Here is a 12042-nt window from a genome sequence, read left to right as displayed (position 1 = left end):
CGCCAAGCTCAAAGACTGGCGGCGCATCGCAACCCGCTACGACCGATGCGCCCACACCTTCTTCTCAGCCATCTGCATCGCCGCAGCCGTCATCTTCTGGATCTGATCAATGAGTCCTGAGCCTAGGGTCCGGACCCTAGGCAGTTGCGTCAGGCACGCTGTATTCGGCAATCGGGCAGGGCACCAAGAAGCGCGGGCAAACGTCCGGCTTCGCAAGCCTTGCCGAAGTACCAGCCTTGCAGCATGTCGCAGCCGAGATCGGTCAGCAGTTCGACCTGTTCGACTGTCTCGACACCTTCAGCGGTAACGACCACACCCAAATTATGGGCAATATCGATCACCCCGCGAACAATGGCCTGATCCTCATTTGACAAGACCATGTTGGCGACAAAGCTGCGGTCGATCTTCAAGCGGTCGATCGGAAGCTGACGCAGATGCGTGAGCGAGGCAAAGCCTGTTCCGAAATCATCGAGGGCGATTTCGACCCCGGCTTCATGAAGACGATGAAGGCCCCACTCGACACGCTTCTGACTTGGTCCCAGAAACATGCCTTCGGTCACCTCGGCGCAAAAGCTGGACAACGGGACGCCGGTCTCCGCGCTGAGTTTGAAAAAATGATCCAGAAATGCGTCGGATTGGAAATCGGAGCTCGTCAAGTTGAGCGCGATGCGGCCGACCGCGAGCCCGTACGACTGGAATGCGGTGACGTCGCCGAATACCTTCGTCAGCATGTACATACCGAAGGCGGCACGAACCTGTTGATCGGCGAAGCCCTCCTGGAAGCCGGCGGGCGACAGCAGGCCTCGTTGCGGGTGGCGCCAGCGCATCAATGCTTCGAGCGAAACCGGAGTGTGATCCGCAAGCGGAACGATGGGTTGATAGTGGAACTCGAAGGCACCCTGCCGAAGGCCACCCTCAATTTCGGCCAGGAGAAATGCCTTCTTTTCGGCGATATCTCGAAACTCCGGCTGGAAGTTCTCGATACGGTCCCGGCCATTCATCTTGGCGTGATGAAGGGCCAAGCCCGCGGCCTTCAGCAGGGCGGCGCCGTCCTCGGCGTGCATTGGGAAAGTCGCGACGCCAAGGCTCGCCGAACAGCGTCGCGACGTGCCAGCGATCAGCATGGGTTGGCGGATCGCCTCTATTGCTGCCTCCAAGACGGCATTCGCCTGTTCACTCGAACAGGCCGTCAAGATCAGCCCGAATTCATCGCCGCCCAGGCGGGCAACGAGCAGGTGCTGGTCAGCCATCGCGCGCAGGCGGGTCGCTACCGTTTTGAGGAGATCGTCGCCGGCCGGATGGCCAAAGGTGTCGTGGACCTCCTTGAACCTGTCGACGTCCAAAAGAGCGAGGTGAAATTCGCGCTTTGTGCGCGGGTACTCATGGACCAAGGAACTGATGTGTTCCTGGAACCGCCTGCGGTTCGCCAGATCAGTCAGGGGATCGATGCTGGCGAGCCGCTTGAGGTTTTCCTTACTCGCGCGCAGCTCCTCCTCCAGCAGCTTACGTTCCGTGATATCAAACCAGATTGAGGTGCAGCGGCTGATCTTCCCACGCTCGGGGATATGCGGAACGATGGTGCCGTCGACCCAGTAGAGCGACCCGTCCTTACGGCGATTGCAGATCTCTCCGTGCCAGGCTTTGCCGTATGCGATCTGACGGTACATACCTCGGAAGAACGAAGTACTGTGCTCACCGGAATTGAGAAGTCGGTGATTGGAACCGATCAACTCCTCTTCGGAATAACCGCTCATCTCGCAAAATTTGCGATTGACGTAGATTATGGTTCCACGAACGTCTGCAGCGGCTACGGGATAAGCACTGTCGAATGCATCGCGAATCAAACAATCGCCCGGATCGAGCCGGGAGGGGAGACGCATTTTGTCCGAGATGTCTTCTAGCATCTGCTCAAGATGCGGCATGACAACCATCTCGGATTCGAGATTCGACTGATTTCCGTGGAGAGCTTCTACCGGCTTGGTCACGATATCACTCTGAGCTGGAAGCTATTTGATAAAGTCTGAGGCCTGGTGCCCGCGCGACAGTCGAGCCGTTTTCATCATCCAACTGCCACATGTGCGGCAGGTAGCCACCGCGTGCGTGAGCATGGATGCGTCCGGCTCCAGCGCGATGTCGATGGCTGTGACGGGATTTTCCTGCGCCGCCCTGGGCCAACCAGCAATCCGAAGTCCGCTACAAGCGCGGCCATGGCTTTCAATTGCTTATGCATTTTCCTTCCCCCGCTTCAGGCTGATTTAGTCAGGCATGGCACGATTCAACGGATCACAATCGGCCGCCGATCAATGACGACAGGTCGGGGGCGAACGATCGGGCGAGGAGCGACCACAACGGGGCGGGGAGCCACGACGATCGGCCGGGGAGCGACAACCACGGGGCGCGGCGCAATCACGGCCCTCTCGCCAGCCCGGACGCAGCCGCCGAGCGGCCCGCGATAGAAGCCGACACCGCATCCGCCCGCGACCTTTGTGACGTCGTATGCCGCTGCCTGTGCCGGAGCGTATGACATCGGCATGGCCTGCACCCCGAACGATGTCAGGGCGATGAACGTGACACCCATGGAGGCCAAAACAATCTTTACGAGCATTTGGGTCGGTTCCTATCCAATCTTAGAATATAGCTGGGCCGCTAGGCCGCCAAATGGGCTCACACGCAGCTCTCTTCTTCCAATACCGGAAAACAACGCCGAGATTGTTCCTGCCGAGCAATTTGGTGCAATGTTGGGATGCCTCCCCGCCCTGCCGGCCATCGGAGGAACAGAGCTCGTTCGGAACGGATTCACTCCATTGCTCGCAACCTGATGCAGCTCACCTTGCGGATCAGACGCGCGGGATAAACCTGGTCAGTGAAGATCGCGGCCAGCCGGCACTACCGGTTGGCAGCAAGACTCATCCGCCCATCTGCGGCACATGAAGCGGCTTCGGCACCAGCTTGATATTATTTTCCTGCAGCGTGGCCCGCACCTTCGACAGGATCGCCTTGCGGATCTGGAACTGACGGCCGGCCCTGGCCTTGTACTTCCCGCGGATCACCAATGTTCCTTCCTCGAGGGCGCCGATGCCCTGGCTCTTGAACGGCTCGATGAGGTCGGCGTTGAGTTCCGGATCGTCGGCGATCTCCTGCCCGATCTTCTTGAACAGTTTCCGCACGGCTTCGACATCGGTGTCCAACGCGACCCGGAACAGCATCTTCTCGACGACCCATTCCCGGCTGAAATTCTGAATCTTCCCCATCTGCCCAAAGGGGATCGTCGCAACCGGACCACGCGGGTGCCTCAAGGAAACGGATCGCAGCGAGATCCTCTCGACGGTGCCCTTCGCGCCGGAGGTCTCGATATACTCGCCGTGGCGGAACGCGTCGTCCACAAGGAAGAACAGGCCGGCCACCACATCCTTGACCAGGGTTTGCGAACCGAGGCCGATCGCCAGGCCGAAGATCGACAGGCCCGTGATGAGCGGCCAGACGTTGATGCCCAGCATGACCAGGATCGTCAGGGCGCCCAGCGTCAGCAGGCCGGCCTTGGAAAGGCCCACGAGCAGCGGGCCGACGGTGGTCATCCGCGTGCCGACCACCGAGGCGCCAGTCTGCGGATCACCCGGCGTATGAGATCCCACGCGCGCAGCCATGATGGCCACCCAGTTCCAGCAGAAGGCAATGACCAGCACGAGCATCAGAATTTCGGCTGCCTTCAAGACGACGCTGCCGCGCGAAATGCCGGAGACATCGAGGATGGGCAGGAGCCAAAGCGTTGCCAGGATCGCGAAGATCGACGATGCCACGACGATCCGGAAGGTGCGCCACAGCACGCCCCTGAGCTCGCCTCCCTGCGTCCGGGCCGCGCGCCAGCCGCGCCGGTCGATGGCGATGTCGAGATGCGGGCCGGCGAGAACGAGAAGAAGCGAAAGCACCAATGGCCCGCCCCGCATCGGCCTTCCGAGGGTCAGGGCCAGTTGAACGAAGACGAAGGCGAGTACGACAAGCGCCACCACGAGCCAGGGCCAGCTCCCGGCGAGCTTCCGGCGCAGCGATCCAGTCGCGCTGCCGAACGACAGAGCCCTCGCGACCAACTCGCGATGGCGAACATACGTCGCCGCGAGCAGGACGGTGAACGGCAGCGACACTGCAAACGTGGCAAAGAGATCTCGCAGCGGGTCGGCGGCATTCCAGGCCCGCAGGCAGGCCAGCACCACCAGGCCGCTGGCCACGACGCCGATCGAGATCGCGACGTCGCGGCGCCAGGCCCAGACGACCGACCTGCGCCCGGCGGCTAATGGCAAGCAGATCGTGGTCGCCAGCGACGAGATCGCGGCGCAGTTCAGCAAGGCGCCGCGAAGCACCGGGTCGGCGACGAAGCCCAGCAGCAGGCCCCAGGACGCCAGCATCACGATCATGGTGGCTGCGAGCCAGGCGACCGCACTCAGCACAGGCCTGTGCTTCAGCCCGCCGGTGATGAGCCTGGCAACCGCAGCCGTCGCGACAACGGCAGCCAGGCAGGTTGCCGCCACGCCGAGGGCCAGCAAAGCGGAGCTGTAACCTGCGGCTTCAAGTTCTTGCAGAAAGTCGCGCCAGCCGCCTGCGGCCGAGAGCCATCCCGAGAACCGTGCCGCCAATCCGTTTTCGATCAGGGTGATGAAATGACCGAGGATCGCCGATGCAGCCTCGATCTCGTCCGTCTTGGAGCCAACAGCCATGGCCTCTATCTCGCGCAGAAATCGGTGATCGTAGTCAAATCGCGTCAGCTGAGTTTCCAGCAAGAGAGTTTTCCACCGCCCAGGAAGGATCGTGGAGAGCTGATCACGTGGCTCAATATGAAAAGCGTCGAAGAAGGTCCCCAGTGAGCACGCACCAAATAAGCCGCATACTACTGCGGCTCGCGCTTCGAGGTGGCGTCGGCCCTGCAAGGAAACGCAGTCGAGTGACTCATGGAGAACGGTCCGTGCCCGAGTCCGTCAGGCACGGACCGTCGTCTCATTTGGCGTTGCGTGCTTTCTCAGCTTTCAAAAGCACATCGATGGCATTGATGATCGTCGAGCCCTGATTTGCCTTGCAATAGACGATCAGCTCATGAATGCCTTCTTTGACCCTGGGCAGATTGACGGACGATTTCTTCCCGAGGCCGTTATACCAGCCGCTGTACCAGATGCCGAGAAAGTTCGCATCTTCCTGGAACGTTCCGGCAAGCTGCCCGCAGGTCAGTTTCTGGACATTGACGTATCCATTCTTGTCGGCATAGGCGCTCAATTCCGTCTGGGCCTGGGCCGGGATCAGCGGCGTCGAAAGCGCAATGGCCAAAACAAGAGCGTGTCTTCTCGTCATCGAATTTCCCTTTTGTGTTTCTGTGGCGGATTTGGCCGGAATGTGCCTCCGCCCAGCTCTGAAAGGTGGAGTTTCCGCGCTGTCGGAACTTGAAGGGAGGCGGCGAAGATCGGCTCGCCGCCTCCGGCTGGTCGAGGCTCAATCCAGATAGTCGACTTTCAGATGCCGGATCTTGCCATTGAAGGCGAAGGGCTTGCGGTCGAAATACGCAAGCGAGACGGGGGAATAGCTGTCCCGGCCGACGTCAAAGGCGTCATTGGCGGTAAAGGTAAGTGCTGCCGAGCGCGGAACACGCCCCTTGCTGACCTCCTTGCCGTCCACGCGGATGATGATGTCGAGCGGCGCGGGGCGAACCCCGCTAGCCTTGCGCGTTTCGACCTCGATCTTGACCTTTCCAGCCGGGAGCGGGGTGGATGTTTGCAGCTGTGTCCGTTCGATCTCGAAGAGATTGTACTCGTAGTTGAGCTTTCCCTCCTCGACCCACAGGGCGACACCGCCCGAGATGGCGCCGAGCGCGTAGAGCACGCCCTTAGACTCGGGCTGCAAATCCGCATCGATGGTGACAAGGTTGCTACGCGATCCGAGTTTCGGCGCCGTGAACTCGGGAACGCCGACGACCTCCTGCGTGAAGCTGAACGACTTGGCGGGATTGGACGGTGCGTCCTCCGGGTGGAAGATCGCGGACCACAGCCCGCCGCCCACCGGATCGACCTTGTTGTCTTTCGCGCTCACATCGAAAGCCTGCTTCAGCTCCGCGAGCTTGGCAGGGTGAGCGGCGGCGACATCCTTCGCCTGCGAGAAGTCCTTCTTGAGGTCATAGAGCTCCCAGACATCGTTCTTGGGCGACCACTTCATGATCGAGGGATCGACGCCCGTCTGCCAGGGTACTCGCGGCCCGAATGCCGAAGCGATCCAACCGTCCTTGTAGTAGGCACGGCTGCCCATGACCTCGAAATACTGCTCCTTTTTTTGGTCCGGTTCCGTCGGGGAGGCGAAGGAATAGGTCATGCTGGTGCCGTCGAGCTGATCCTGGCTGACGCCGTCAACGAGCTTCGGCGGCGTGATGCGCAGGATGTCGTAGATCGTCGGCACGATATCGTTGACGTGATGGAATTGCGGACGTGGTGTCTTGTCCGCCTTGATCCGACTCGGCCAGGACACCGCGAGCGGCGTGCGCGTTCCGCCGAAATGCGCGGCGATCAGCTTTGTCGACCGGTGGGGGGTGGAGCCAGCCCAAGCCCAGCCGGCATGGTACATGTTGTCCACCTTGGGCGACCCGAGCACGTCCAGGCCGCCGAGTTCGTTCATGGTGCGGATATGATCCTTGATCTCGGAAGGAATGCCGTTCTGCGCCAGGAGCTCGCTGATCGTGCCGTTCTGGCCTTCCGCGCTCGAGCCGTTATCGCCCCAGATGTAGAAGACGAGCGTATTGTCGCGGATGCCGAGCTCGTCCAGGGCATCGATCAACCGGCCGGCCTGCGCATCGGCATGTTCGGTGTATCCGGCGAACACTTCCATGAGCCGACGCTGGAACGGCTTTTCGTCCTCGGGAATATCGGCCCATGCGGCCAGCGTCTTCGGCCGCGGCGTCAGCTCGGTGTCTTTCGGGATCCAGCCGAGTTCTTTCTGGCGGGCGAAGACGCGCTCGCGCATGACGTCCCAGCCTTCGTCGAACTTGCCCTTATATTTGTCCGCCCAGTCCTTGAAGATGTGATGGGGACCATGGGAGGCGCCGGGGGCCCAATACATGAAGAAGGGCCGATCCGGCGTCAGCGCGTGGACCTGCTTCATCCATGAGACAGCCTTGTCGGTCATGTCTTCGGTGAAGTGATATCCCTTCTTCCCTTCGGACGGATTCACCCGGACCGTGTTTTCGACGACCGCAGGCTCCCATTGCGAGGATTCTCCGGCAAGGAAGCCGTAGAAGTAGTCGAAGCCGATCCCCTGCCCCGCCGGCCAGTTCGTATAGGGGCCGACGGCCGTGGTCTCGTTGGCCGGCGTGTTGTGCCATTTTCCGAAGGCGCTCGTCGCGTAGCCATAATAGCCAAGGACCTTCGCTGCGGTCGCCGATGTGCGCGGGATCCGGCCGGAATAGCCATCCCAATCATTCGCCAGCTCGGCGATCTGGCCATAGCCGACGCGATGGTGATTGCGCCCGGTCAGCAGCGCCGCCCGGGTGGGTGAGCACATCGCGGCATTGTGGAAGCGGTTATAGGTGATCCCGTCGCCGGCAACGCGGCTCAAGGTGCGTGTGTCGATCACGCCGCCGAAGCTGCTCGGAAGCGCCGGACCGACGTCGTCGAGCATGATCACGACGATGTTGGGCGCATTGGCGGGCAAATGCGACTTCGCTGGCAGGGGGCTGTAGGTCGACTCCGCGATCGTCGGCCCGGCTTTGCTTCCTGAGGGCTTCGGCGGGAACGGCAGCGTTTCCTGGGCCAGGGCCGCTGCGGGCGCTCCCAACATCAGCAGCGTCGTGCTCACGCCTAGCCAGCGCGCTCGGAATTGGTGACTAAGAGGCCGTTTCATTCGATTCTCCGTTCCGGACAACACATCTGAACCCGACATGGCTCGTCGAAGTATCGATCGCCTCCGCATGTCGCGCTGCAGGTCGGTAGCGGCGGCAGTAGTTCGGAGCGCACAGATGCGACCCGCCCTTCAGAACCTTCCGCGGAATTTTGATCTTGGGGAGACACGGGTCGTAGCTGGCGACCTCAAGCCCCCCGCGCGGGTTTTTGGGGATGCAGCATGCTTTCGTCGCGTCCGCTTCGTGCTTCGGGGCGAACCAGTCGGATGTCCATTCCCAGACATTTCCGACCATGTCGTAGAGCCCGTAGCCATTGGGGGGAAAAGCCTTCACCGGTGAGGTCCGGGTGTATCCGTCAAGCTTGTGGTTGACCGCCGGGAATGGCCCTTGCCAGGTATTGGCCATGTACCGGCCGCCGGGGCTCAATTCCGAGCCCCAGGCATATTCGGCCTGGTCGAGACCGCCTCTGGCGGCGAATTCCCATTCGGCTTCGGTGGGCAGCTCCTTGCCCTTCCAGCGCGCGTAGGCCATCGCGTCGTGATGGGAGATGTGGACGACGGGGTGATCGTGAAGCCCCTCGATACTGCTATGTGTACCATAAGGCTGACGCCAGTTGGCGCCCTTGAGAAACGACCACCACTGCGTCCAGTCGCTGAGATCGACCTGCCCAGCCGGCTTTCGAAAGACCAGCGACCCCGCATACAACATCTCCTGCAGGATGCCGGGATAGTCGCGCGGATCGGGCACGGATTCGGCAAAGGTGCGATATCCTGTCGCCGTCACGAACTCGGCAAAATCAGCATTCGTGACCGGCGTTTCATCAATGAAGAACCCATCGACATTTACACGGTGCGCCGGCTTCTCTTCGGGATAGTGGTCATCCGAACCCATCCAGAAGGTGCCGGCGCCCACGAAAATCATGCCGTCGCGCTCATGCTGCGAGGGCAAATCCGCCTGAGCCGTCTCGGAGTTCATGATCATCCCCCGCCGTGCATCGCGATGGTGAGCGTGCCGCGATCCGCGCGACGGCATACAGGGGTCTGGGAATCGAAACTGTCCCGAACGAACAATTCGCAGGGTTATCGGGCGCCTGGTCAGTCCTTGTCGAAAGGCCTGTTTCTGTCTGATTGGCGGCGATCCCGCGAAGCGGCACAGGAAGCGCGCATACGCATGGCCTAAGGCGCGGGAGAATATGGAAGCTCGATCGCGCACCAGATTGGCTGACCCCGTCGCCCCCAAGGACGTCCAGCAGGTCCACGTGCTTCAGGACGCGATCAAGCTCAATCAGAAGAGCGCCGGACGATTCGAGGCGCCGAACTGGGACCCGGAGAGCCAGAAGAAGATGCGCGACGCCCTGGCAGTGCTCGGTTCGACGATCCCGAACTACAACAAGGCCTTCGGCACGAAGAAGGATGTCGACCCGATCCAGCACCTGACGGGCACCGCGACCGGCTGGGGCGGAATCCCGCCAAGGACGCGACCTATCTCAGCGGTTCCGTGCCGAAGAACGACGGAGCCACCGTCTACAGGCTCAATGTCGGAAACGTTCCGGTCGACAGCTTCTGGTCGGTCAGCGTCTACAACGCCGAGGGCTATTTCGAGAAGAACACGTACGACGCCTATTCGCTGAACAACCTGACGGCGAAGAAGAGCGCCGATGGCACGATCGCCATCCAGTTCGGCGGCTGCGACGGCAAGATCGCCAACTGCCTGCCGACCGTGCCGGGCTGGAACTACACGGTGCGGCTCTATCAGCCCCGCACTGAGATCCTGAACGGCAAGTGGACCTTCCCCAAGCCGCAGCCCTTGCCGTAAGGGGCTTGTGGGCGGCCGACCCCCGCCGGAATATGAGCAAGGGCGAGGGGAGATTCTGCCCTCGCCCTTTTTGCTTCGCAGTCGTCGAGACTTCAGATCGCGAACCGCTTGCTCAGAATGGATTGACGTAGTTCGTGATCGCGATCTGGCGCAGGAGCACCTTGCGGATCAGGTGCGTGGGCTTGACCTCTTCGGTGAAGATCGCCGCCTGGCCGGTGCTGCCGGCCGGCAGCGATCTGGCGAACGCGTCGTCGTCGAGTTTCACGCGCACGACGAAAGGGGCCGATGCGATGGCTTTCGGCGCGACCGCGAGCCCGGAGGCCTGGGCCTGACCTGTCGCGATCGCCTGCAGGACGCCTTCGACCTTGCCGTTCTGTACCGTGCCCGGCCGCATCTTGAAGGTGAGCTCTACCGGCTGGCCCGGGGCGAGATAGCGCGCGTCGATCTGGTCGATCTCGACGCCGACGACCGTCTCGGAGGTGTCGATGAAGGCCATCACCGGCGCCAGCGGTAGGCTGGCGACGCGGGCACCCTTGCGCAGCGCGAGATTGGTGACGTAGCCGTCGGCGGGCGCGCGGACCACTGTCTTGTCGAGGTTCCAGCGGGCGGCATCGAGTTGGGCTTTCAGCTGCCCGACCTCGGCCCGATGCTGCTCGACGTCGAGGCTGCGGCCCACGCCGCGGGTCTGGAGCTGCATCGTCTGCTCGAAGCGCAATTCCTGGAACTGGAGCTGGGCCTCGATCGCCTTGACCTGCGCCTCGAACGGCACGGGATCGATCCTGAACAGCACGTCGCCGGCCTTGAGCGGCTGGTTGGCCTGGACGGGAACGTCGATCACCTCGCCCGCCACATCCGGCACGATCGCCACCGAATGGCGCGCGACCAGCGCAGGCCCCTGCGGGGCGCCCCAGTTCATCGGGATGAACAGGCCAACCAGCAGGAGCACGAAGACGATCGCCGGTGAGCTCTTCCAGAACAGATTGAAGCGGATGATCCCGAGCTTAACCAGGATGAAGAGCAGAGCGAGATAGACGTTGAGGAGAACCATGATCATGGCGCGGGTTCCTCCTCGCCGAAGGTCAGGCGCGGTTTTACCGGCCATTCGACAAAGGCCCAGATCAGGACGACCGGCCACAGCACGAAGCCGAGGAAGAAACTCACCCAACCGCCGACAGTGACGGCCTCGACCCAGGGATGATGGCGCCTGCGGGCGATCACGCCCGGCAGCATGGCGAGAAAGATCACAACCGCGACTGTGCTCAAGACCAGCACGACGAGGACGATCCAGGCGAAGATATCGAGAGCGGACATGGCTACCTCATCGCACCTGGTCAGAAGCGATAGGTCGCGGCGAGGACTGGGCCGTGCATCGTCGTATCGTAGAGGAAGTCGCCCTTGCGATAATCGACGTAAAGCGCGCGATAGCCGGCGCGGAATACCCAGTTCTCGTTCCACTCGTAGTTGACCGTGCCGATCGCCTGCCAGGTCAGCCTGGAGGCAATGTCAAAGCCGCCGATGTCGCCGCTGAGCGTCAGGCTCCACGGGCCGCCGAGCCTGGCGGTCATGCGGGCGGCGATGACCGGGTCGAGCCAGTCCTGCGAGACGCTGTGGTCGATCCGCAGGTTGAGCGTGCCCGGTGCGATCTTCAACTCGGTGTCGAGATTCCAGAAGCGAAGGCCGGCACCGACATCGAGATCGAAGGTCTCGTCGCTGTAGATCCGATAGAGAATGCCGGCCTGCAGCGTCAGCGTCTGCGAGCGGACCTTGGCCGAGGAGAAATACGGACCTGGCAATGTGCCCCCTGGCGTGACCTGCGAGAGCATCGCATCCGCCACGAAACCCCAGCGGCCGATCCGCATCTCGGCGGCTCCCATCAGGCCGATATTCATGTTCTCGAGGATGTCGCCGAAGCTGAGATTGAGATTGGTCGTCGGCAGGGGCGGCAAGGTCGAGGCCCGCCCGTCGAGCGCCGCGGCCCAGGCATAGCCGGTGAAGGAAAAGCTCGGCGTGGTCGACAGCAACGGCGGCTGATGCGCCCGCGGCGCTGCAGGCGGGAGATCGGCGGCCAGAAGCGATGTGGCCGATAGCAGGGTTGCAGTGGCGGCGATGACGGATCTCAAGGGGCTAACTCCGATGATGGGCGACAGACCTATCGCGCAGCCGCCGGCAAGACCGTCGCAGCGCGAGCCAGAGCCGGCCTGACGTCGATGGTCAGGGCGGCGATGAAGCGAACGAGCGGCTGGCCCGCGGCTCGTATCGGTCCTGATCTTCTGATCGAGGGATGCGGGCGCCGAACCGAATGCCGTCAAACGCAACCGTGCTGAAGGGCGCGGCCGCATCGGGGTTTGCCGACCTGCATCCGCTGA

At 62.2% G+C, this 12042-nt stretch carries 9 protein-coding genes and 2 pseudogenes; 2 read left to right on the top strand and 9 right to left on the bottom strand.

Features of this window, described 5'->3' with window-relative positions:
• A pseudogene (locus RKE40_RS23605) lies at positions 1–106 on the top strand (IS5/IS1182 family transposase); the annotation flags it as partial.
• 43 nt (positions 107–149) lie between these two features.
• On the opposite strand, the gene RKE40_RS23600 reads toward RKE40_RS23605, so the two are convergent.
• From RKE40_RS23600 to RKE40_RS23580, 6 genes are all read right to left on the bottom strand, one after another.
• Positions 150–1985: a putative bifunctional diguanylate cyclase/phosphodiesterase gene (locus tag RKE40_RS23600; RefSeq protein ID WP_316020644.1), complete on the bottom strand. Its 1836-nt coding sequence runs from the start codon at positions 1983–1985 to the stop codon at positions 150–152.
• Between the two features lie 290 nt (positions 1986–2275).
• Positions 2276–2527, bottom strand: a complete 252-nt coding sequence (locus tag RKE40_RS29795) for a GCG_CRPN prefix-to-repeats domain-containing protein (protein ID WP_390893509.1) — start codon at positions 2525–2527, stop codon at positions 2276–2278.
• Between the two features lie 379 nt (positions 2528–2906).
• Positions 2907–4772, bottom strand: coding sequence for a mechanosensitive ion channel family protein (locus RKE40_RS23595; protein ID WP_316020643.1), 1866 nt, complete (start codon positions 4770–4772; stop codon positions 2907–2909).
• Positions 4773–4986: 214 nt separating this feature from the next.
• Positions 4987–5334 (bottom strand): HdeA/HdeB family chaperone, encoded by a 348-nt coding sequence (locus RKE40_RS23590; RefSeq protein ID WP_316020642.1) that lies wholly within the window; start codon positions 5332–5334, stop codon positions 4987–4989.
• Positions 5335–5472: 138 nt separating this feature from the next.
• Positions 5473–7863 carry an arylsulfatase gene (locus tag RKE40_RS23585; RefSeq protein ID WP_316020641.1) on the bottom strand — a complete coding sequence of 797 codons (2391 nt, stop codon included), beginning with the start codon at positions 7861–7863 and terminating at the stop codon, positions 5473–5475.
• On the bottom strand, positions 7847–8782 hold the full coding sequence (locus RKE40_RS23580) for a formylglycine-generating enzyme family protein (RefSeq protein WP_390893508.1): 936 nt from the start codon (positions 8780–8782) through the stop codon (positions 7847–7849). The genes RKE40_RS23585 and RKE40_RS23580 overlap by 17 nt, the downstream gene beginning before the upstream one ends.
• Positions 8783–9077: 295 nt before the next feature.
• Here RKE40_RS23580 and RKE40_RS23575 point away from each other — a divergent pair.
• Positions 9078–9676 (top strand): annotated as a pseudogene (locus RKE40_RS23575) (DUF1214 domain-containing protein); the annotation flags it as partial.
• 112 nt (positions 9677–9788) lie between these two features.
• Here the strand turns inward: RKE40_RS23575 and RKE40_RS23570 are convergent.
• Genes RKE40_RS23570 through RKE40_RS23560 form a run of 3 tightly spaced genes read right to left on the bottom strand, consistent with a single transcriptional unit; the run spans position 9789 to position 11796 of the window.
• Positions 9789–10730, bottom strand: a complete 942-nt coding sequence (locus RKE40_RS23570; protein ID WP_316020639.1) for an HlyD family secretion protein — start codon at positions 10728–10730, stop codon at positions 9789–9791.
• Positions 10727–10987, bottom strand: coding sequence for a DUF3302 domain-containing protein (locus RKE40_RS23565; RefSeq protein WP_316020638.1), 261 nt, complete (start codon positions 10985–10987; stop codon positions 10727–10729). The genes RKE40_RS23570 and RKE40_RS23565 overlap by 4 nt, the downstream gene beginning before the upstream one ends.
• A 20-nt stretch (positions 10988–11007) precedes the next feature.
• A complete protein-coding gene (locus tag RKE40_RS23560; RefSeq protein ID WP_316020637.1) occupies positions 11008–11796 on the bottom strand; it encodes a hypothetical protein in 789 nt (262 codons plus the stop codon).
• Between the last annotated feature and the right edge of the window lie 246 nt (positions 11797–12042).

This window comes from Allobosea rubneri (genome assembly GCF_032464875.1).
GTDB lineage: Bacteria > Pseudomonadota > Alphaproteobacteria > Rhizobiales > Beijerinckiaceae > Allobosea > Allobosea rubneri.
This window is presented reverse-complemented; position numbering and strand designations above follow the sequence as displayed.